This window comes from Neobacillus niacini, from assembly GCF_023715785.1.
Classification (GTDB): Bacteria; Bacillota; Bacilli; order Bacillales; family Cytobacillaceae; genus Neobacillus; species Neobacillus niacini_E.
The window spans coordinates 1-22,560 of record NZ_JAMBOX010000005.1; the positions used below are offsets into that span (position 1 = coordinate 1).

At 43.2% G+C, this 22,560-nt stretch carries 22 protein-coding genes; 5 read left to right on the forward strand and 17 right to left on the reverse strand.

What is annotated here, in order from left to right; translation table 11 throughout:
* Together M3234_RS11055 and M3234_RS11060 are read right to left on the reverse strand one after the other, a co-directional pair.
* Positions 1–181 (reverse strand): hypothetical protein (locus M3234_RS11055; RefSeq protein ID WP_262304782.1); only part of this gene is annotated, 181 nt, incomplete at its 3' end.
* The gene (locus M3234_RS11060) at positions 181–591 is read right to left on the reverse strand and encodes a response regulator (protein WP_262304783.1); all 411 of its coding nucleotides are present in this window, start codon (positions 589–591) and stop codon (positions 181–183) included. The genes M3234_RS11060 and M3234_RS11055, both read right to left, overlap by 1 nt.
* Positions 592–888: 297 nt before the next feature.
* On the opposite strand from M3234_RS11060, the gene M3234_RS11065 reads away from it, so the two are divergent.
* Positions 889–1,803, forward strand: coding sequence for a 4Fe-4S dicluster domain-containing protein (locus M3234_RS11065; protein ID WP_262304784.1), 915 nt, complete (start codon positions 889–891; stop codon positions 1,801–1,803).
* 925 nt (positions 1,804–2,728) lie between these two features.
* On the opposite strand, the gene aspA is transcribed toward M3234_RS11065, so the two are convergent.
* Entirely contained in the window at positions 2,729–4,147 is a 1,419-nt protein-coding gene (gene aspA, locus M3234_RS11070) for an aspartate ammonia-lyase (protein ID WP_396953947.1), read from the reverse strand.
* A gap of 225 nt (positions 4,148–4,372) precedes the next feature.
* Between aspA and M3234_RS11075 the strand changes: the two genes are divergently transcribed.
* Positions 4,373–4,828: a CBS domain-containing protein gene (locus tag M3234_RS11075; RefSeq protein ID WP_262304786.1), complete on the forward strand. Its 456-nt coding sequence runs from the start codon at positions 4,373–4,375 to the stop codon at positions 4,826–4,828.
* 45 nt (positions 4,829–4,873) lie between these two features.
* Here M3234_RS11075 and M3234_RS11080 read toward each other — a convergent pair whose 3' ends face one another.
* The 8 genes from M3234_RS11080 to M3234_RS11115 all read right to left on the reverse strand — a co-directional run bounded on the left by M3234_RS11080 (position 4,874) and on the right by M3234_RS11115 (position 11,466).
* A complete protein-coding gene (locus M3234_RS11080; RefSeq protein ID WP_262304787.1) occupies positions 4,874–5,758 on the reverse strand; it encodes a YitT family protein in 885 nt (294 codons plus the stop codon).
* Between the two features lie 161 nt (positions 5,759–5,919).
* Positions 5,920–6,762 carry an aldo/keto reductase gene (locus tag M3234_RS11085; protein WP_262304788.1) on the reverse strand — a complete coding sequence of 281 codons (843 nt, stop codon included), beginning with the start codon at positions 6,760–6,762 and terminating at the stop codon, positions 5,920–5,922.
* A 135-nt stretch (positions 6,763–6,897) separates the two neighbouring features.
* Entirely contained in the window at positions 6,898–7,620 is a 723-nt protein-coding gene (locus M3234_RS11090) for a sirohydrochlorin chelatase (RefSeq protein WP_262304789.1), read from the reverse strand.
* A 35-nt stretch (positions 7,621–7,655) separates the two neighbouring features.
* Positions 7,656–8,255, reverse strand: coding sequence for an adenylyl-sulfate kinase (gene cysC, locus M3234_RS11095; protein ID WP_262304790.1), 600 nt, complete (start codon positions 8,253–8,255; stop codon positions 7,656–7,658).
* A gap of 13 nt (positions 8,256–8,268) precedes the next feature.
* Positions 8,269–9,417 (reverse strand): sulfate adenylyltransferase, encoded by a 1,149-nt coding sequence (gene sat / locus M3234_RS11100; RefSeq protein WP_262304791.1) that lies wholly within the window; start codon positions 9,415–9,417, stop codon positions 8,269–8,271.
* Positions 9,418–9,419: 2 nt separating this feature from the next.
* A complete protein-coding gene (locus M3234_RS11105; RefSeq protein WP_262304792.1) occupies positions 9,420–10,577 on the reverse strand; it encodes an inorganic phosphate transporter in 1,158 nt (385 codons plus the stop codon).
* Complete coding sequence (locus M3234_RS11110) at positions 10,510–11,226, reverse strand: phosphoadenylyl-sulfate reductase (protein ID WP_262304793.1); 717 nt, start codon at positions 11,224–11,226, stop codon at positions 10,510–10,512. Before M3234_RS11110 ends, M3234_RS11105 begins: the two co-directional genes overlap by 68 nt.
* Before the next feature lie 81 nt (positions 11,227–11,307).
* On the reverse strand, positions 11,308–11,466 hold the full coding sequence (locus M3234_RS11115) for a YezD family protein (RefSeq protein WP_262305005.1): 159 nt from the start codon (positions 11,464–11,466) through the stop codon (positions 11,308–11,310).
* A gap of 272 nt (positions 11,467–11,738) precedes the next feature.
* Between M3234_RS11115 and M3234_RS11120 the strand changes: the two genes are divergently transcribed.
* The gene (locus M3234_RS11120) at positions 11,739–12,608 is read left to right on the forward strand and encodes a cation diffusion facilitator family transporter (RefSeq protein WP_262304794.1); all 870 of its coding nucleotides are present in this window, start codon (positions 11,739–11,741) and stop codon (positions 12,606–12,608) included.
* Positions 12,609–12,629: 21 nt separating this feature from the next.
* On the opposite strand, the gene M3234_RS11125 is transcribed toward M3234_RS11120, so the two are convergent.
* Positions 12,630–14,237, reverse strand: coding sequence for an ABC1 kinase family protein (locus tag M3234_RS11125; RefSeq protein WP_262304795.1), 1,608 nt, complete (start codon positions 14,235–14,237; stop codon positions 12,630–12,632).
* A gap of 145 nt (positions 14,238–14,382) precedes the next feature.
* Between M3234_RS11125 and M3234_RS11130 the strand changes: the two genes are divergently transcribed.
* Positions 14,383–15,243: an MBL fold metallo-hydrolase gene (locus M3234_RS11130; protein ID WP_262304796.1), complete on the forward strand. Its 861-nt coding sequence runs from the start codon at positions 14,383–14,385 to the stop codon at positions 15,241–15,243.
* Positions 15,244–15,519: 276 nt separating this feature from the next.
* Here M3234_RS11130 and htpG read toward each other — a convergent pair whose 3' ends face one another.
* Entirely contained in the window at positions 15,520–17,400 is a 1,881-nt protein-coding gene (gene htpG, locus M3234_RS11135) for a molecular chaperone HtpG (RefSeq protein ID WP_262304797.1), read from the reverse strand.
* Between the two features lie 161 nt (positions 17,401–17,561).
* Positions 17,562–19,034 (reverse strand): PAS domain S-box protein, encoded by a 1,473-nt coding sequence (locus M3234_RS29525; RefSeq protein ID WP_262304798.1) that lies wholly within the window; start codon positions 19,032–19,034, stop codon positions 17,562–17,564.
* A 393-nt stretch (positions 19,035–19,427) separates the two neighbouring features.
* Here M3234_RS29525 and M3234_RS11145 point away from each other — a divergent pair, with 393 nt between their 5' ends.
* A complete protein-coding gene (locus M3234_RS11145; RefSeq protein ID WP_262305006.1) occupies positions 19,428–20,045 on the forward strand; it encodes a YitT family protein in 618 nt (205 codons plus the stop codon).
* Between the two features lie 15 nt (positions 20,046–20,060).
* On the opposite strand, the gene cysC (M3234_RS11150) is transcribed toward M3234_RS11145, so the two are convergent.
* The 3 genes from cysC (M3234_RS11150) to M3234_RS11160 are packed head-to-tail and all read right to left on the reverse strand — an operon-like array spanning position 20,061 to position 22,559.
* Complete coding sequence (cysC, locus tag M3234_RS11150) at positions 20,061–20,660, reverse strand: adenylyl-sulfate kinase (protein WP_262304799.1); 600 nt, start codon at positions 20,658–20,660, stop codon at positions 20,061–20,063.
* The gene (gene sat, locus M3234_RS11155; protein ID WP_262304800.1) at positions 20,647–21,816 is read right to left on the reverse strand and encodes a sulfate adenylyltransferase; all 1,170 of its coding nucleotides are present in this window, start codon (positions 21,814–21,816) and stop codon (positions 20,647–20,649) included. Before sat (M3234_RS11155) ends, cysC (M3234_RS11150) begins: the two co-directional genes overlap by 14 nt.
* A 32-nt stretch (positions 21,817–21,848) precedes the next feature.
* Positions 21,849–22,559 (reverse strand): phosphoadenylyl-sulfate reductase, encoded by a 711-nt coding sequence (locus tag M3234_RS11160; protein ID WP_262304801.1) that lies wholly within the window; start codon positions 22,557–22,559, stop codon positions 21,849–21,851.
* Position 22,560 lies beyond the last annotated feature (1 nt).

The following is a 22,560-nucleotide window of genomic DNA, read 5'->3' on the forward strand; positions in this document are numbered from 1 at the left end:
AAAGCGAAGCACCTGGAACGGAAATCAACAGGCCCCCTAGCAGGGGCAATTTTAATAAAATCGGCCATTCAATTTCCATTAAAATAAAAAATTGCCGAGAAATATACCCTTTCTCGACAATCTGAGCGTGCACTTCGATGTGCACGCTTTTTATATTATGCAAATTGGATACTGTTGTCATTATTGCTCGGAAACAGCTTTGATTACATCCTCATTAAACACTTTATAGGATGCTAGAATTTGATCCAAAGAATCGATCATAGCACCTCTGTTTAGTTGTTTTATCAAATATCCATCTGCCTCTGCTTCATATGCTTTTTTCTGGTATTCAAGATTGTCAACCATGGTGAAAATGACGATTTTTGCTTCCGGCAGCAGTTTTCGCAGTTTTTCAAGTGTTGCAAAACCATCTAATTCACCCGTCATAGACAAGTCAAGCAGGATCAAATCAGCAAGAATGGTCTCCGCAAGCTCTACCGCTTCAATACCGTCTGATGCATAATATAAATTGTCTACACAATAAGCCTGCTTAAGTATTAATGAAAGCTCCTCTACTACAATTTCTTGGTCATCGATGATCATAATATTCATCCCTTAAAAAACCCTTCCCCTCTTTATCATTTCCTCGTAGCCATCAACTTTTATAAAGCCGCTATTATTACAGGCCATCCAATCTCCCCAGCCATTTTCTTATTGAATTGCCATAATTCTCTTACTTCAATTTTAGCTTGAAAATGGGCCATTCTTCTGCTCATTTCTTTAACATTAGGTGACAGTTTCCACTAAATTGTTGATAAAATGTTACAAAACGTTGGAGAAATGGGAAACTTGAGAAAAAGTTAGTCCGGCCGCGTTACAATGAAGAGAGGACTGTAAAGGGGTGAAAACATGTCATTATGGATGAAATGGCTAGAAAGCCTTAGCCATGAAATAATAGCAGCCGACCATTGTCTGCGGAAAATTAGCCCATTTAGCACCTGTACCTCCTGTGTGGATAGCTGTGAGACGCAGGCGATTTCTTTTGAAAACGGAATCCCTATGGTCAACAATCAAAACTGTAACCTCTGCGGCCGTTGCGTAACGGTGTGTCCCGTTGTGGCGCTTGAGGGACAATCGCCCTCCAGAAAAGTTGTCAATAAAGTTTTAATTTTGGAAGATGGACCAACGCCTACGGTTAACGAATTATTATTTATGTATAAAAATGAGATTAGAACAATTTCCATATCCAGCCCCAATCAGAAAGTGGACCAAATTATAAAGGAGACGAATTCTCAGTTAATGGGGATGAATCACCTACCTTTTGATATTCGTAATGATCATGAATCTGTTAAATTGCAGGCAAAGAAGCTTTCAAGGCGCGATTTTTTCAATAAACTTTCATCTGATAGCAAGAAACTTGCCGCAACCACTGTAACACCAGCAAAGTGGCGCTTCAATCACGCGAAATTCAAAATGACGAACTTGTATCCCAATTGGGCGTTTTTTGCGATTGAATTCCGCAAAGAACAATGCACCTTATGTGAAGCTTGTTTTCGTCTCTGTCCCGAAAACGTATTTTCGAATGATGGAGAACAGCTTACGATCACCGCCGTGAATTGTACGGGTTGCTCGCTCTGCGTTGATGTTTGCAGATACCAAGGAATAAAGATTAAACAAGAAATACGTGAATCTGCAGCAGAGTGCATAACCATCCATAATACAAATTGTAAAACTTGCGGTGACCCTTTCTATTCATGGGAGGAAGAAGATAACTGTTTTATTTGCAAAAGCAAGGAAGCGAACAGTATTTTGAATTTCCTCTAATAGAAAAACAAAACAAGTATAGCAAACTGGCAGTTACCAAACTGTTCGTTTTTTATTTGCTAGCCAGATTCCACTTAACAAGTTCCAGATTGGTTAAGATTAAAGGAAATCTACTAGGAAAAATCAAGACGGATTTTGCAATTGACGAAGTAACAGTTCAGGACGGTAAAATTTGAAAAAAAGCGAACAGTGTTATAGACACTGTTCGCTTAACAGATGGTCGAGAAAGAGTTTATCTCGAAAATTTTTACTTTGTTTGCATTCAAATGATATTATTCCTGAAAGATTGTTGTTTTAAGTTCCATGTTTTTGGCTTTCAGATCGACATAACAGTTTATTCTTCACTTCGGTCGTTTTGAACCGCTCTTATCGACCAGCAACACGGTTTTTTCTTGGCTTCGGTCGTTTTGAACCGCTCTTATCGACCGGCACCACGGTTTTTTCTTGAGTTCGGTCGTTTTGAACCGCTCTTATCGACCGGCAACACGGTTTTTTCTTGGCTTCGGTCGTTTTGAACCGCTCTTATCGACCGGCAACACGGTTTTTTCTTGAGTTCGGTCGTTTTGAACCACTCTTATCGACCGGCACCTCGGTTTTTTCTTGGCTACGGTCGTTTTAAACCGCTCTTATCGACCGGCAACACCGTTTTTTCATGAGTTCGGTCGTTTTGAACCGCTCTTATCGACCAGCACCACGGTTTTTTCTTGAGTTCGGTCGTTTTGAACCGCTCTTATCGACCGGCAACACGGTTTTTTCTTGGCTTCGGTCGTTTTGAACCGCTCTTATCGACCGGCAACACGGTTTTTTCTTGGCTTCGGTCGTTTTGAACCGCTCTTATCGACCAGCACCACGGTTTTTTCTTGAGTTCGGTCGTTTTGAACCGCTCTGATCCCGAGCAATGACCATGGCACTGTTCGCTTTTTTCTTAATCTCTCTCCAAAAGAGCCGCACCGGAGATCCCCGGTTTAGTCATTTCATATATATTTAAGATGAGATCCAATTCTTCCTCGGTCAACACATCATATTTTAGGCATAATTCACGTACAGATTTGCCGGTTATCGTTGCTTCCCGGGCAATTCTTGCCGCCACTTCATAGCCAAGATGCGGGTTAACAGCCGTGATAATCCCGACACTCTTTTCTACGTATTCTTTTAATTTAGCTTCGTTTGCTTCAATCCCCTTCAAGCAATAATCGGTAAACGAACGGAAGCCGTTATTCATGATACTGATGGATTGCAGCAGGTTAAAAACTAGCACTGGTTCCATTACGTTTAGTTCTAACTGCCCCGCTTCGGAAGCCAAACAGATGGTATGGTCATTCCCGATCACCTGAAACGCAATTTGGTTAATCATCTCTGGCATGACCGGATTTACTTTTCCCGGCATGATCGAAGAGCCTGGCTGACGTGCTGGCAAGGTGATTTCCCCCAACCCCGCGCGCGGACCAGAAGCCATTAAGCGGAGATCATTAGCGATTTTCGACATGTTCATCATGCAGACCTTCAGCGCTGCCGAAACCTCGGTATACGCATCCGTGTTCTGTGTCGCATCAACCAAATGTTCAGCATTAACCAATGGCAGGCCGCTTATTTCAGCCAATTGTTTCACCACATCTTGAATATAGTTCGGGTCCGCATTTAATCCAGTTCCTACGGCGGTTGCCCCCATATTCACTTCATATAGGTGGGCACGTGATTGCTTAATTCGCTTAATATCCCGTGCAAGCACCCGTGAATACGCTTCAAATTCCTGCCCAAGGCGGATTGGCACAGCATCCTGAAGATGGGTACGCCCCATTTTAATCACTTTTTCAAACTGCTTCGCTTTTTCAAGAAAAACAGCATGCATATCATCCATTGTTACTAGCAATTTATCCAGTAGGTTGAGAGCGGCAATATGAATCGCGGTTGGAAATACATCATTGGTCGATTGCGACATATTGACATGACTGTTGGGACTTAAGTGCTTATATTCGCCTTTTTCATGCCCCAGCAATTCTAGCGCCCGATTGGCAATGATTTCATTGGCGTTCATGTTCATGGAAGTCCCTGCTCCGCCCTGGATCGGATCGACGATAAAATGATCATGCCACTGTCCGGCAATCATCTCATCGGCGGCTTGGACAATTTTTTCGCCTAGCCCACTATATAAACGCTTTGTATTCATATTGGCAATGGCCGCCGCTTTCTTCACCATCGCCAATGCGATGATTAACTCTTGGTGAACTTTATAGCCGGTTATCGGAAAGTTTTCAACTGCTCTCAGTGTTTGAATCCCATAATAGGCATCCGAAGGTATTTCCTTCGTTCCCAAGAAATCCTGTTCCACTCTTGTTTTATCCATCTGCAACATTTCTCCCACCTCTATAATTAAAAAGAATACCCTTTCAATAAAATAATACCAGTACATTAAGGTACTGTCTCCTATTTCACTGTTTTTTAATAATATTGGACCAGTAACTCCGCAAAAAGAGCACTGGTCCGGAAATGCTACAGATATGTTCCGTTTTGATTTTTAATTATTTTTGTATAATAAATGTAAATGGGCCATTGAAAGGAGATTTATTAAATGCAAGCACATGAGATTATGATCAGTCCAGTCCATAAAGTGAAAGACAGCGACCTGGTCAGAGCGGTTATTGAAAAATTTATTGAATATCGAATTAGCGGGCTTCCTGTCGTAAATGACAAAAACGAGGTGGTCGCCTTTGTCAGTGATGGCGACATTATGCGATACATAGGTAAACACAAGGACAGAGTCGTAGACAGCTTTTTCTATACGTTTGTTATTAAAGGCGACCAGGAAGAATTTGAAGAACGGGAAAAACGTTTGCTAAACTTAAATGTCATGGAAATTGCCAAGAAAAAGGTGTATAAAGTGGACTGGAATGAAAATGTCGAGGACCTTGCGGCTATTTTGGGTAATAAGCAAATCAAAAAAGTTCCGGTTGAACGTAACGGGGTATTGGCTGGCATCATCAGCCGTGGCGATGTGATCAGAAATTCCTTCAAGGCTTTGCTCTAAACCAAAAAAGGATCTGTACCATTGCAGATCCTTTTTTGTATAACTCTAATGAATATCCCGCTTTTTGAAGCGGCCGCCGCGCACTTCGGAAATATCAGCAATCGCCAGAAATGCCGAAGGGTCAATATCTTCTACAATTGTCGTTAGTTTTGATTCCTCAAGTCTGGTAATGACACTGAAAATAACCTTTTTATTGTCGCCAGTATAAGCTCCCATACCTTTTAAATAAGTGACTCCCCTGCCTAGCCGTGCATTTACGGCTTCACCAATTTTTTCGGCGTCATCACTGATAATCCAGACAGATTTTGATTCCTCGAGCCCTGCAACCACGGTGTCAATCGCCTTAGATGCAATCACATAGGCTAACAGCGAGTACATGGCCCGGTCCCAGCCAAATACAAAACCGGCCGTCCCCAAAATAAAAATATTCATTAACATGATGATTTGCCCTACCGAAAACGGCACTTTTTTATTTATGACAATGGCGAGGATTTCGGTTCCATCCAAGGCACCGCCATTGCGTATAACAAGGCCGACACCTATGCCTAAAATCATTCCGCCAAAAACAGTAGCCAGAAGGATATCTTCAGTGAACGGAGGAATCGGGTGAAAAAATGAAGTAAAAATAGATAATACGATAATGCCGTATATAGTTGAAAATGCAAATGTTTTCCCCATCTGTTTATATCCCATATAAACAAAAGGCAGGTTTAACAGGAACAGAAATATTCCCAATTTCCAACCAGTTATATGAGACAGCATAATGGAGATCCCGGTTATGCCTCCATCAATGACATGGTTGGGAACCAGGAATATTTCCAGCCCCGTCGCCATCAGGACGGCTCCGATGGTAATGGCAATGATTCTGACTATGATCCTGGTTAGAGGAAGTTTGCGGTGTTGAATTGTTGATTGAACAAGTTCTGTCATCCAATCACTCCTTTACGATATTATAGTCTCCCTAATTCAGTTTACAAGTGAGAGTTATCTTAATTATATCATTTTCGGTCAATAATATGAACCCTAGTTCAGGTTTGGATAGGAACAAAAAATAGCGGACGGTCGCTTTTTGACTGTCAGCTTCAGATTTATTATTCGGTAAAACCAACCATGAACTCGTCCGGATTAGAACCAGTACGCTCATCCTTATTCAATCCGTTCAATTTTTCCATATCTTCAGCAGTTAGCTCAAAATCAAAAATTTCAGCATTTTCAATGATTCGCTGTTCTTTAATGGATTTTGGAATGGTCACTACTTTATTTTGCAAATCCCAGCGTAAAATAACCTGGGCGGTTGTTTTTCCATATTTTTCAGCAATTTCCGAAATGGTCGGTTCATCTAATAACTTGCCTGCCTTGAGCGGTGACCAAGCCTCAAGCTGAATTCCTTCCTGCTGGCAAAATGCCAGTAAATCCTTTTGTGTCAGGTGTGGATGATATTCCACCTGATTCACCATTGGCTTGATCTCGGCATCCTTGAGCAGTTCCTCCAAATGATGGATATGGAAGTTGCTTACACCAATCGCCCGGACCCGGCCTTCCTTGTACAATGTTTCAAGCGCTTTCCAGGTTTCTTTAAATTTATCTTTACCCGGCCAATGGATTAGGTATAAATCCAGGTAATCAAGACCTAATTTCTTTAGGCTTGTTTCGTATGCTTGAAGCGTGGTTTCATAGCCTTGGTCAGAATTCCACACCTTTGAGGTAACGAATATTTCTTCCCTGGGAACTCCGGATTCGCGAATGGCCTGGCCAACGCCTTCTTCGTTTTTGTAGACAGCAGCGGTATCAATGCTGCGGTAGCCGTGTTTCAGGGCAGCTTTTACGGATTCAATAACCTCGCTGCCTTCTTTTACCTTAAAAACTCCCAGGCCGAACCATGGCATTTCTACGCCGTTATGTAATTTGGTCGTGTCCGTTAAACTTTTTGGCATCTTCATTCTCCTTTAATCATGATATGTACGAAACCTATTTCCCTGCCCATCCCAATAAAAATACTACATGAAAATAACGAAATCTTCCATTAAGAAACCTTGTTAAGCAAAAAAACACCCGCATGAGTGTTTTTCCTACTGTGACGCCCTCTTTATAATAATATCCTCGATGGAATGATGTTTGCTAAGCTGACCGGTATGGAGAATTTCTATACCTTGTTTTTGCATTTGGTGCACTTTCTGATTTACTTCAGCAAGGAGCAGACCGGAAAATAGTAAATACGGAACGACAATGACCCTGCCGGAGGTTTGTTCGGCAATCACTCTCAAACCATCATCAAACCTTGGTGACGCCGCGGCAAGATAACATACCGAAACAGATGCTGTTCCAAGCCTCTCACGGATTCCTTCGGCAATTTTTGAAAAAGCAGGATGAAGATCCGCGTCACTGCTGCCCCTGCCAACGATTAAAATCGAGTCGCTCCGGGAGATGTCCCCCGCAGATTCCCGAATAAGTTCTGCCAGCCCGTCAAGTAGGCCCGATTGTATACCAAACGGGTCCTTTACCTGCACTTTAACAGTTGGATAAGTATTTTTTAGTGCAGCAAGGGCTTGGGGAATATCCTCTTTAATATGTCCCGCAGCAAGCAGAAATAAGGGAACAACACTTATTTGAGTTGCCCCTTTTTCAATACAACGGGCGAAACCTTCTGCAATCGACGGCTCCGTCAATTCCAAGAAAGCGAGCTCCTGAATCGGTAGATGGATTCGCTCCATCACCCTTTGGACAAAACTCCTTGCTTCCGCGGCGCCTGTTTTTGAGCGCGTGCCGTGGCCGACGTATAGGATTGCTTTCATCCTGGCTGCCCCCCTTCTGCTGTTGCAAGATTGCCTTAAATGATATTTTGTCCACGTAAATAGTTTAATACTTGTTCTACGGCCTCGGCAACTGATACCTTATATGATTGAATCGTTATTTCCGGCTGTTCCGGTGCTTCATATGGAGAATCAATCCCTGTGAAATCCTTGATTTCGCCTCGGCGAGCCTTTTCATAAAGCTGCTTTGGATCGCGGCGTTCACACTCCTCGAGCGGACAGCTGACATATACCTCGATGAACTCCCCTGCCTCAAACAGAGTCCGTACCCCATCACGGTCCGATCGAAACGGGGAAATAAATGCCGTGGTTACAATTTTGCCGCTGTCAACAAACAGCTTGGCGACTTCCCCAATCCGGCGAATATTTTCAGTCCGGTCATCTTCCGAAAAACCAAGATCCTTATTCAAGCCATGACGGATATTATCCCCATCCAAGACATATTCATTGATCCCCATGCGGTACAATTCATGTGAAACAGCGTTGGCGATCGTCGATTTCCCGGAGCCAGATAGCCCGGTAAACCATAGCGTGCAGCTGCCGTGGCCATTTTGGATCCGGCGGTCTGATTTTGTGATCGACGTTTCATGCCATGTGATGTTGGTTGCTTTCCCCATTTTCCGATTCTCCTTATACAGTCGTCTTTTCTCGCATGCCTTCAATCAATACTTCCACCACTTCTTTGCGGCTGAAGGTGGAAGGCGGAAGCACTCCGGCACGAAGCATCTCCCTCACCTTTGTTCCGGAAAGAATGACCCTATCCTCTTTGCCATGCGGACAAGTTTTATCGGACGCCATTCCGTCACACTTCGTGCAATAAAAGCTGTGCTCAAAGAACAATGGCTTAATACCTAGTTCCTCTTCGGTAAATTCGCTAAAAATATGCTGGGCATCATAGGTGCCGTAATAGTTGCCGACACCGGCATGGTCCCTGCCAACAATAAAGTGGGTGCAGCCAAAATTTTTCCGGGCAATTGCATGGAAAATCGCCTCTCTTGGCCCGGCATACCGCATCGCCGCAGGATAGACGCCAAGCTGTACCCGCTCTTTCGGATAATAGTTTTCAAGTAGTACCCGATAGCTTTTTAACCGGATATCCGCTGGGATATCATCCGATTTTGTATCCCCGACAAGCGGGTTAACGAACAGGCCATCAACCGTCTCAAGCGCGGCTTTTTGAATGTATTCATGGGCGCGGTGGATTGGATTTCTCGTTTGGAATCCAACGACAGTTTTCCAGCCTTTTGCTTTGAAAAATTCCCTCGTTTCTTTCGGCTCAAACCACACATCACCGAATACGCCTTTTTCCGCCTTTTTTACTAGCACGATCTCACCGGCCACATATACCGGCCCCCGTTCAAATAAACGTTTTACCCCCGGATGGGCGATTTCCTCTGTTTTATAAACCTCGATGGCTTCTTTAGTTAAATCAGGTTTAAACGTTTCGGAAACTGTGATCACCCCATACACTTCGTTGTTGTAGGTGAGCTTGACTTCCTCGCCAACAACCAACGAATCTGCCACTTCATAGGAAACAGGCAGGGTTACCGGAATCGACCAAACGGTACCGTCCGCTAAACGCATCGTGGTGACCACTGCCTCGTAATCTCTCTTTCCAAGAAAGCCTGTTAAAGGGCTGAACAAGCCTATTCCGATTAGTTCCAAGTCACTTAAAGCAACTGAATCAATTTCTATTTCTTTTTTTACTGAGCTAATATCGTAGTGCGGATTGAAAGCTTGAACAAGCTTCCCGCCATGTGGTTTGGGTAGGAATGACATTTTTAATCAACCTTTCGTAATAAATCTTTTGTAAAATTTGTCTCAGTTACAGCCGCTGTCTTTATCAATTTCAGAACACCGAATACGGAAATGAGCACGCCGGCCATGACAATAATCGGGTAAACATTCTGTACAATTACCAGCTGGATGATGGTATAGGATAAGACCATGGATAAGACAGGGGAAACGAGCCAAACCGTAAGCAATTGAACAACAATATCCTTTTTTAGCACCGATTTTCCATGCTTGGCAAAACCGATTCCGATAATGGAAGAGGTAGTAATCTGCGTTAACGGCACCGGAATTCCAAAAATGGATGCTGCCGTGACAATGCCTGCCCCCGTTCCGGATATGACACAACCCTCTTCCAATCTTAATGTAGTGATTTTTTTACCATTGGTTTCAATGACCCGGTGGCCCAAGAGACACGCGCCCAACGCGACGGCTAGCCCGCCCCAAAGTACGCCGCTTTCCTTGGACATCAAGGATGCCGCAACAAGCGGCCCAACGGCATTGGCCACATTGTTCATTCCCGCCGAAAAGGCTTCAAACAGGCCCATAATCACAACCAAAACAGCCAGGATTGGAGCCGTCTTACTCGTTGCCAGCAGGGATTGAACGGCTTTTATTTTTAAAAAATAGGTGGCGAAAATCGCAATGAAAAAGGCAGCAAAGGGAGTGAGCAGCCAAAACATCATAATCCATAAAAGCTTCCCTACAAACACAGATTGATAGACAATCCCTGCTCCGACAACGGAGCCGACCGCCACTTCGCTCGTGGATAGAGGGATTCCAAAGATATTTGCCAGGAATAATGACAATGCTGCTGAGGCCAACACGATTAACGCAATCGCATTGGTAAATGTGCTGCTAGGTACGATTTCACTGCCAATTGTTTTGACCACTTCACCTCCGCCGAGCCATGCCCCTAGAAAAACAGCGATGGCACATAGAAATAAAGCCAATTGCTTCTTCACTACTCCGGCGCCATAGGGAATTCCCATTGAGGCTGCCGCCCCACTAGCACCGATATTGACGGCAAAAAACAACCCGATTGTAACTGCAATGATGGTTACCGTAGGAATCCCCTCCTTAAGATGTGTGCAAGCCACACTCTGTCTTGCTGCTTCCGCTCCAGCGGCCGGCACGGGAATCGCCATCACTTCCGACCGCCTGTGTACATGGGAAGCAGCCAATGCTCGGATAATTCCGGTCGTGCAGTTCGTTGTACGGGAGGTCTCGGCTTCTGATGTACTGCCAAACCTCATCCCATGTCCAATGAATTAACGGGCAGATTTTAATATTTTTGAACTTTTCATCTTTGTTTAGAAATTGGGTATCCTTCCTGGTTGGCGATTGATCCCGGCGAAGGCCGGAAATCCAGGCTTCCTTTGAGGTCAACGTCTCTCTTAACGGGATCACCTTCCTGATCTGGCAGCATTGGTTAGGCTCCCGTTTCCATAATGCCGAGCCATACTGGGCCGCTTGTTCCTTCAAGGTTATCGCCGGTTTCTTCTTTTCAATCTTCAATGACGGGAAACGTTTCTCGATTTTTTCAATAACTTCATAGGTCTCGAGAAAATGAAGGTCGGTATCCAAAAAAACGATATGGGCATCGGGCTTCACCTGATAAATCAAATCAATCAACACGATTGCCTCTGCCCCGAAGCTCGAAGCATAAACCATTTTGTTCTCTGAATATTGACTATACGCCCATTCCAAAACGGCGCGTGCCCCTTTTGTTTCATCATTTGATAAAAAGTTGTCGGAAATTTGGTTCCAATTTTCATATGTCACAGTATTTGTCAAAGTCGTTAGACCTCCTATCTCTGCAATAAAAAAAGGCAGTCTTCCACCATTATAGGTGCAGACCGCCTCTAGTTTGTCTAGTCAGCGAGTTTTATTGTTTTGAAGACGAACCTTCTCATTTTTCTCAATTTGCACTACTTTCCCATCTTGGACAACTAGTGTAATCGATCCAAATTTAATACTTTCAAGCATTGCCTTAAGATGTTGGGCAATTTCATGCCATTCTTCTGTTGGTCGCAGCCGATTCGCCCCCCCTTTTTTAACTTTTATCTCGCTTGCATTTAAAATTAATATTAAAATTAATCCTATTATACCGATAGGAATTTGTCAATAATGTGTATTTCAATTTTTCAAAATTTTTTACAGAAAAAAAAGTTGACAATGATTTTTCCCAAGCGAAACATTTTTTGCTATTACAATAATTTTAATAAGAGACTAAAAAGGTTGCTCTAGACACACTCGACAATCGATTGCTAAGATAATGATGGCAGTAGAAATTGGGGGCTTTAACCATGGAGCAAGAAAAGTATCTGGAATTAAAAAAGGGCGAACGCGGGGCAATTATTAGTATAGTGGCATACCTTTGTTTATCCGCACTAAAGCTAACAGTCGGCTTTTTTACAAATTCCGAAGCATTAAAGGCGGACGGGCTTAATAATACAACCGATGTCCTGGCTTCAATTGTTGTATTGATTGGGTTGAAATTATCGCAAAAACCTGCTGATCGAGATCACCCTTACGGTCATTGGAAAGCGGAAACTGTCGCCTCCATGGTATCTTCTTTTATTATGATGGCTGTGGGGATTGAAGTACTATATGCTGCGGCAACGACCATGTTGAATGGGAGAAGTGTCTCCCCAGATCCAATTGCGGCCGTTACCGGTTTATTTTGTGCGATTGTCATGTATGTTGTTTACCGCAATAATCGCAAGCTCGCTGAAAAAATCAACAGCCAATCGGTAATGGCGGCGGCCAAGGATAACCTTTCCGATGCCTGGGTCAGTATTGGGACGGCCATCGGCATCATCGGCGCCCAATTTCAGCTTCCCTGGCTTGACCCGGTAACCGCCATTGTGGTTGGCTTGCTTATTTGTAACACAGCGTGGGACATCTTCCGCTCCGCTTCCCATAGTTTGACCGATGGATTTGATGTGAAGGAAATGCACTCTTTTAAAAATACAATTGAGGAAATTCCCGGTGTAAAAGGAATCAAGGACATTAAAGCACGGAATTACGGAAACAGCGCCGTGGTCGATGTCGTCATCCTGGTCAATTCCACGTTAAACATTCGGGACGCGCATGATGTGGCCACAAAGGTAGAGAACGAGCTAATCAAAAAACATGATGTTTTTGATGTCCATGTACATGTCGAGCCAAATTAACGCGAAAAGGCGGAGAATCGTTCATTCACCGCCTTTTAACCATTTTTTCTGATTTATATTACTAATGAGGTAGGTGATAAAAGAAAGACCAACGAGTCCGGTTGCCCCTTTCCAAAGGATCTCTTCGTTAATATACAGACCAGAAAAAACTCCGGCCACTCCCAGGATCGCCAGAAAAAATGCTTGTTTCTTCTGATTTTCAAATTTGGTAAAGTAAAACTCTCTTTGCTTGAGTGCCTGCGTTTGCTCAAGGTAACGATTCGGCGCCTCAAGCAAATCAGTAATAGAATGAAAGATTTGAAAAACCGGCTGGGAATGAATCCATTTTAATACAAGCTTCCATTTACTTTGATTGCCATGATTCAGCCAATCAATAAAAGCGGGTTTGGCTATCTCTAGCAATTCCTGGTCCGGGCTAATGCTATGAAGCATTCCCTCAATGGTTACGAATGATCGGCCAAGGAAAATAAATCTGGTTGGAACCTGGATTGGCAGTGATTTAATCATTTCATTCAGGTCTTTTTTTACCTGAAACAGGTCCATCTCCTTCAACTGATTAAAATCAAAAGAAAAGGCTTCTTTTAATACCGGCTCAATGGCTTTTGTGTTGGCGCCAGGTTGGATGAAACCCAAATCTATTAAAACTTTGACTGCCATGGCATAGTTTTTTGCCAATATCGCTTGAATCAGGTCCTGGAAATTCAGCGCGTCTTTTTTCGAAATCTCCCCGATTATGCCAAAGTCCAAAAGGATGATGGTGCCATCCGCTTTCACCAGTACATTCCCAGCGTGTGGGTCTGCATGAAAGATACCGGCCTCCAGCCATTGTGGGATAAACATTCTAAACAGCCGCTGGGCTAGTTCTGCCCTGTCTATCGAGTTTTGTTCTAAAAAATCAAGGTCAGTAATCCTTGCCCCTTCCACCCATTCCATGACCAAAACTTTCGAGGTTGATAGATTGGGATAGGTTTTAGGAATGGCGAGCCCTTGAAAGGACTGAAAACGATGGCGGAAAGTTTGGATTGCTTCCAGTTCCTTTTTGAAATCCACTTCTTTTTCAATCACCGTTTTTAGTTCCTGAAATAACATCTTAAAATTAATAAAACCCTTTGGAACAGGGGCAAAATGATCGGCAAACCAAATAATAATCGACAATGCCCGAAAATCAGTCGTGATAATCGACTTTATCATAGGACGCTGCACCTTGACAGCCACTTCTATTCCGTCTTTGAGTATGCCGCGGTAAACCTCGCCAATGGATGCAGAAGCTACAGCTATCGGGTCAATAGATAGCATGAATTGTTCAATCGGACCGCCCCATTCTTTTTCAATGACCACTTTGATTTCTTCCCAATCGGAGGGGGGCACCTGATCTACTAAGTCCTGTATTTGGCTGATAAAACTATTGGGCAGCAAATCGGCCCGAATACTTAAAAATTGACCGACTTTTATTAACAATCCCTCTAAATCAAAGAGCAATTGTCGAAACTCTTGTCCAATATTCCCCCATAGCTTTTCCCGCTCTATTTCGGATTTTTTCATCAACTTGTACCAGTACACCCTTAGGAAAACAGACAAAGCAAAGGACAAAATCCTCCACATCCGCCGCGACTTTTGCTTGTATTTCATTGAATATCCACCCCTCGTTAAACAGCTACATTAGTATTATAGACGTTTTGCCTAGAACTGGAAATACTTTGATTTCATTGGTATGTTAGGGATATTTTTGTCAAGACGTGAAAAACTAATGTTGCTTAAAAAAGGAGGTTTTTCGATGGATAAAGAGATGTCCTACGGAAGTGATTACAAGTTTATTCCAGCTACTTCCATTGCCAGTGGTATTGGAATTGAAGTGTTACCAGATATTTATTCTTATACCATCCAAATTGTCAATATATGTTTTGTGGGAAACCCGGATCGAAACGAGTATGTTTTGGTGGATGCCGGAATGCCGGAATCAGCAGAGGAAATTATTAGGGTTGCGGAGGAACGGTTTGGCAGCGGCAGCCGACCAAAGGCGATTATTTTAACGCATGGGCATTTTGATCATGTTGGAGCCATTGTGGAGCTGGTAAACCATTGGCAGGTTCCGGTGTTTGCCAATGAAATGGAACTGCCGTTTTTAACCGGCCTTCAGAGTTACCCTGAACCGGACCCAACGGTCGAGGGCGGCATGGTAGCCAAGATGTCACAGATGTTCCCGAATGAGCCAGTTAACCTGGGGAGCCAAGTGGAAAAGCTGCCTTCCGATGGAACCGTCCCGTTTTTAGATGGGTTCCGCTGGATTCACACACCAGGCCACTCGCCTGGGCACGTTTCCTTTTTTAGGGATTCCGACCGGGCTTTGATTGCTGGTGATGCGTTTATTAATGTAAAACAGGACTCTTTATATAAGGTATTGACGCAGGAACAGGAAATCAATGGCCCGCCCCGGTATCTGACGACAGATTGGCAGGCGGCAAAGAGCTCTGTTCAACGGCTAGCCGAATTGAACCCTTCTGTTGCTGTTGTCGGGCACGGGGCCCCTGTTGCAGGTGATACGCTATCTAACGGACTTCGGAGGCTGGTGAACGACTTCGACCGGCTGGCAATTCCGGATTACGGGAAATATGTGGATGGTGGCGGGCCGCACTGAGGTTTTATTGAATAGGGTTTGCGGTGTCTTTTTGTGGCGGGTTTAACGGGTTATTGAGCGAATCGCGGATATATTCGGATTATCGCAGATATATTGAATTTATCGCGGATATAGTCGCGACTATCGCAGATATATTAAAATTATCGCAGATATAGTTGGTTTTACCGCAGATATATTTTTTTTCACCCGAGATGAAGGACAGTTTCTCCATTTTGTCCTTCCAAAAACAAAAAAAGGATTGCCGCACATCCCCATGCGGCAATCCTTCCCCATTCCTTACACCATAATTTTGCAAATATTGTTGGTAAACTCTACCGGGTCCTCGACTGGCAACCCTTCGATCAACAGGGCTTGGTTGTACAGCAGATGGGTATAGAGGCCAAGTTTGTCTTGATCGGAGGCAAATGCTTCCTTCAACGCATCAAAAACCTCGTGGTTGACGTTGATTTCCAATACTTTTTCGGCCTTGATGTTTTGGTTGTTCGGCATCGCACTCAAAATTTTCTCCATCTCGATAGAGACATCGCCGTCGGTCGATAAACATACCGGATGTGACTTCAGACGTTTGGAGACGCGGACATCCTTCACTTTGCCTGCCAAAATTTCCTTCATCCGCTCGAACAAATCCTTGTTGTCCTGCTGTTCGGAAGCAGCTTCCTTTTCCTGCTCTTCCGCTTCAAAGCCCAAGTCGCCACTGGACACGGATTTAAATTCTTTCTCCTTATAGCTCATCAACATTCTGATGGCAAACTCGTCAATTTCATCTGTAAAGTATAAAATCTCATATCCTTTATCTGCCACCAGCTCTGTCTGCGGCAATTTTTCAATTCGCTCATTGGAGGCGCCGGTTGCATAGAAGATGTATTTTTGGTCCTCCGGCATTCTGGACACATATTCATCCAATGTAACTAGCTTCTTCTCTTTAGAAGAATAGAACATTAATAGGTCCTGCAATTCGTCTTTATGTGAACCGAAATCGCTATAGACCCCGTATTTTAACTGGCGGCCAAACGCCCCGTAAAATTGCTCGTATTTTTCTCGGTCATTTTTTAACAAGCTCAAAAGCTCACTCTTAATTTTCTTGTTGATGTTCTTGGCGATCAGCTTTAGCTGGCGGTCATGCTGCAGCATCTCACGGGAAATGTTAAGCGATAAGTCCTCTGAATCGACCATCCCCTTAACAAAGCTGAAGTAGTCCGGAAGCAGGTCGGCACACTTGTTCATGATTAACACACCGCTGGAATACAACTCCAAGCCCTTTTCATATTCGGCAGAGTAATAGTCAAATGGAATATTCTCCGGAATATAAAGGATGGCATTATATCGGACGGCACCGTCAACGCTGATATGGATATGTTTTAGCGGCTTGTCGAAGCCATAGCGCTTTTCTGAATAGAAATTGTTATAGTCCTCGTCGGTTAGTTCGTTTTTATTTTTCCGCCAAATCGGCACCATACTGTTAACGGTCTGTTCTTCGACGTATTCTTCATACTCCGTTTCGCTTCCCTCTTTCAGCCGGCTATTGGTGACATCCATTTTTATCGGGTAGCGGATAAAGTCGGAGTATTTCTTGATAATCGACTTTAGACGGTATTCCTCAAGAAACTCATCATAATTTTCATCCTCGGTATTTTCCTTGATTTTTAAAATAATCTCGGTACCTAGGGAGTCTTTCTCACATGGTTCGATGGTATAGCCATCTGCACCCTTTGATTCCCATTTATATGCTTCTCCGCTGCCTAATGCCTTGCTGATCACGGTGACCACATCGGCAACCATAAACGCAGAATAGAACCCCACACCAAACTGGCCGATAATATCATAGCCGTCCTTTAACTCATTCTCCGATTTGAAGGCTAGTGAACCGCTTTTCGCAATTGTACCTAGATTGTTTTCCAGTTCTTCCTTGGTCATCCCAATCCCGGTATCAACGATTCTCAGGGTTCGATTGACCTTATCGGCAGTCACCTTTATGTAGTAATTTTCTTTGTCAAAGGTCAAGGACTCGTCCGTTAACGCCCGATAATAAATTTTGTCAATGGCATCGCTTGCGTTGGAAATAAGCTCCCGCAGGAAAATTTCACGATGCGTGTAAATCGAGTTGATCATCATGTCCAATAAACGTTTCGATTCGGCTTTAAATTGTTTTGTTTCCATCACGCTCTCTCCTTCCATTTCTACCTATTCATCATAATTGCCGGAAGTCAATAAATCAATTGGCACTCATCAACCTAGAGTGCTAACAACTATTTTAATATCATAAAATATCTTTTTCGTCAATAAAAACGCGAATGGTCCGGCACCATTCGCTCTAAGCATTAGATAGGCAATTTGACACTTATTGTTGTTCCCGTTTGGCTGCTTGAGATCCCAATTGTCCCTTGATGATTTTCAACAATTTGCATGCTAATCATGAGTCCGAGTCCTGTCCCATTTTCCTTTGTCGTGAAAAAAGGCTGGCCAATTCTGTCAAGATGCCCCTCTGAGATGCCACATCCTTCGTCAATAAATCGAATTTCGAGGTGCTCCTCGTCCATTTTTTTAACTTCGATCTCGATTTTTCCGCCTTTTGGCATCGCCTCGACGGAATTTTTCAGGAAATTGATAAACATCTGCTTGAGCTGATTTTCGTCGCAATATACCTCAGGGATATCTGTTAAGTAATGGATCGTAATTTCGATATTATTTAGTATCGCCTGGGTATCAATTAGTGCTTTCACATGCTCGAGTATATTGGACATTTCCCGCTTCTTAAATTTCATCGCCTGCGGCTTGGAAAGCAATAATAATTCACTAAGAATTAATTCAATTCGGTTTACTTCCGAATTGATAATGCCAAGGTAATTCGAATTAAATGTATGGTCTGCTTCCATCAGTTGGATGAAGCCTTTAATGGACGTCAGCGGATTTCTGATTTCATGGGCAATTCCGGCGGCAAGCTGGCCGGCAACAGACAGCTTTTCTGACTGCAGCAATAATTTTTGCGTCCGCTTCTTTTCCGTTATATCGCGGATAATAATATGGCGGGCTGGTTCATTTTGGTAAATCGCTGGAATCGCTTTTACTTCCACTTCGATTTTAGTGCCATTTTTGTGGAAAAGTTCCACATCCATAAACTCAACCGCCGTTCCAGCTTCCACTTGCTTAGCCCGTTTTTTTATAACTTTAAAATAGGAAGCATCAAGGAATTCAAACACGCTTCTTCCGATTAATTCCTGTTTATCTTTTGCCCCAACTAATTGAACAGCCGTATCGTTAGCAAATAAAATCTGTTCATCTTTGGCAATGACGACTGCATCAGGAGAATGTTCGACAATATCCCGATAGATATTTTCCCGGTGCTGAATATCTTGGAGGAGTTTTTTTCTCTTCAGCTTGATTTCTGTTATATCCTTTGCAATACCATATAACCCGACAATTTCTTCTTTAATAACAATGGGATAATAGGTTATGTTTAAATCTTTCAGTTCACCGCTTTGATAGACGATTTGGCAATCAAAGTTTTGCAGCTTGCCCTCCAGTGAATTGTAGAACATATTGATGGCCCGTTCCAAATGCTCTAATTTTACCACTTTCATATAGGACAGCTTGGAAAATGACTCCGAATCGTAGCCGAAAATTTCCTTGCATGCCGGATTTAGCGGCAGGAAATAGCCATCAAGGTCCATTGCATAAATCGCGTCAGAATCACACGCAAACAAGGGATGATAGCTTTTTAAACTTTCCCTTACGTAATTTTCTAATAATAACCGTTTTTCCTTTTTTATAGTGAGTATAGAACTTTGCTTCACGATCTTAAAGTTCCTTTCCTAAAACTTTCCAAAAAAGCCAAATTAGAAATAGTGCATTCATTCTACTTCCAATTCGGCTCTTGTCAAGATGCAATGATATACATAGTTCAAACTTACCAGATTTTTAGCAGATTGGCACTGATTTTTGCGGTTTTTCTAAAATAATTTTAATGGTAATGGCTGGGAGATTCAATATATAGATTGTAATTTACCTATTTTCATAAGTTGGGAAAAAACCTTTACAGATTTTTTAAAGGAGTAAATACATATCTTTGCAAAACAAACTTTCATATTCTTTTTTATTTCCTCATAAAATGGACAAGGAAGGCAAGTCCCAGGGGGCGAAGAAATATGAAAAATCCGTGGATTTACTGGAAGTTTTATTAATTGGCGATGAATAGAACACTATTAATATATGCCTGTTTATTTTTTGGGGCCACCCTGCAAGGCATGTCCATGTCCCTGTTTTTATTTCCCCACTCCATTCCTTCCGGCGGGGCAGCGGGTTTGGCCATCTTAATGAATCATTGGTTTGGGTTGTCACTAGGTTTTTCCTTGTGGCTCGCCAATATTGTGTTTTTGCTTTTTGCCTTGAAATATTTTGGCTATACATGGACATTCCGAACCATTCTTTCAGTGGCCACCACATCCACTGTTGTCAGTATCATTACGACATCCGTGCCGCATTCACACATTCATGTGTGGTTTGACATGATTGGCGGCAGCATCTTTTTTGGAATTGGCGTTGGGCTGTTGATTCGCGCAGGAGCATCGAGCGGTGGTATGGTGATCCCGGCATTAATGATTGCCTCCTATAAAAAATGGAGTCCGGGAAAAGTAATGATGGGGATTAATTTGTTGATCTTCTTGCTAACCGCACTGGTGATTGATTATAAGATCGTTCTTTACGCGGTCATTTGTCAATTCTTCTCCACCAATATCATTGATTTCATTTATGAGTTAAGGTTTCGAAAACTGCTTTTTTTAACCGCGAATTGGCGGAGAAGGTAAAAAGAAGACCCTTTTTTACAGGATCTTCTTTGATTTTAAAAAGCTTAAAATTTGCTGTACCGATTCCTCGATTTTTGTTTTATCCGTTTCAATTGTGATTTCCGGATGTTCAGGAATTTCATAGGGTGAGGATATTCCGGTAAACTCCGGAATTTCCCCTCGTCTCGCTTTCTTATACAATCCCTTTGGATCCCTGTCCTCGCAGACTCCAATTGGACAATGCAAGTAAATTTCTATAAATTCACCTGGCTCAAATAGCTTACGGACGATTTCCCGGTCACTGCGGAAAGGGGAAATAAAAGCGGAGGATACGATTTGGCCGCTGTCCACAAACAGTTTTGCCACTTCCCCAATCCGGCGGATATTTTCCCTTCTATCGTGGGCACCAAAACCCAAATCCTTGTTCAACCCATGGCGGATATTATCGCCATCGAGTACATAGCTTTTGCAGCGTTCCTGATATAAAGCCAAATCAACAGCATTTGCCAAGGTTGATTTTCCCGATCCCGATAACCCGGTAAACCAAAGTACACAGCTTTTATGCCCATTTACGAGATGACGGTCCAATTTGGTAACGGCTGAATGATGCCATGTAATGTGCCTACTTTTCTCCATTTCCGACACCTTCTAATTTATAAACTTCCTGCATCCCCTGTATTAGAATGGCGACAACCTCCGGACGGCTGAATTCCTTCGGCGGCTGTTCGCCATTTTGCAGCATCCCTCTTACTTTTGTTCCCGATAAAATCACATGGAATTGCCTGTCATGCGGGCAGGTCTTTTCAGATGCCATATTCTCGCATTTTTTGCAGTAAAAGCTGTGTTCAAAAAACAACGGCTTGATGCCAAGCTCTTCTTCAGTGAAGTTGGAAAATATTTTTTGCGCATCATAGGTCCCGTAATAGTTCCCTACACCAGCATGGTCCCTACCGACAATGAAATGAGTGCAGCCAAAGTTTTTTCTGACAATGGCATGAAAAATCGCTTCTCGCGGGCCGGCATAACGCATCGCGGCAGGAAACACCGATAGGAACACCCGGTCTTTTGGATAATAATTTTCCAATAACACCTGATAGCTTTTCATCCGGATTTCGCCAGGAATATCATCAGCCTTCGTCTCGCCGACCAACGGATTCAAAAATAAGCCGTCGACCGTTTCCAGTGCGGACTTTTGAATATATTCATGGGCACGGTGGACTGGATTGCGCGTTTGGAACCCGACAACTGTATCCCATCCCAAAGTACGAAATTTGTCTCTCGTTTCCACAGGGTCCAAATAATACTCTTCAAATTGGCCTTTCTCGGGTCTGGCAGTCAAGGTAATCGGACCGGCAAGATAAATTTCCGGACGGTCAAACAGTTTTTTTACACCGGGATGCGCCAAATCCGATGTTTTGTAAACATTTTTGGCCTCTGTCTTTTTATCGGGGACAAACTTTTCGGCAATCTCCATCATGCCATAAACCGTACCGTTATGAGTGAGGTGAACGGTTTCACCAACCGATAATTCATTCGACTTCTCGATACTTACGGCTAAGGTAATCGGCAACGACCACGGCAAGCCTGAGGTCAGCCTCATTTCCTGCACTACTGATTGATAATCAGCCTTTCCCATAAAGCCTTCCAGCGGGCTATAGGCGCCATTGGCGATTAGCTCTAAATCGCTTAATTCTAAATTATCCAGTTCCACAACATTCAACGAATAATCCACAAAATGGGTAAGATTGATTCGATTGATTAATTTCCCGCCATGGGGAATGCTTTTACTCACTGGTTTTCCCTCCCCAAAAATAGTTTTTGTCTCTATAATTGATGCAGTCCGCATTCTGTTTTTGATTGTCCTGCCCACCTGCCGGACCGCGGGTCTTCCGAATCCTTCACTGGGAGGGTGCATGGCGCGCAGCCAATACTTGGATAGCCCTTGTCGTGCAATGGGTTATAAGGCAGGTTGTTTAAATCGATATACGTCATAATTTCGTCCCATGTCCAATGGATCAGCGGACAAATCTTGATATTTTGAAACTTTTCATCTTTATTGATGTACTGGGTCTTGCTCCGGGTAATCGATTGCTCCCGTCTCAGGCCTGATATCCAGGCCTTTACACCCGATAACGCTTCCCTTAGCGGGGCGACTTTTCTTAATTGGCAGCAAAGATTGGGATTCTCCTTCCATAGTTCTCCGCCATATTGTTCGAATTGCTCTGTTAACGAAAGCTTTGGTTTTATCATCTCAATTTTTAGGGTGGGATAGCGGTCCTGCACCTGATCAATTAATTCGTATGTCTCCACGAAATGAAGTCCGGTATCGAGGAAGATAATTTTCGCCTGCTTGTTAACCTTGGATATTAAATCAATTAATACGATACCTTCGGCGCCAAAGCTGCAGGCGTAAACAACCTCTTCGCCATATTCCTGATATGTCCACTTCAGGACATCGAAATAATCCTTCTGCCCTTCGATAATACCAGCCACTTTTTGTTCATCCCAATTTTCATAGGTTAGCTCTCCTGTCATC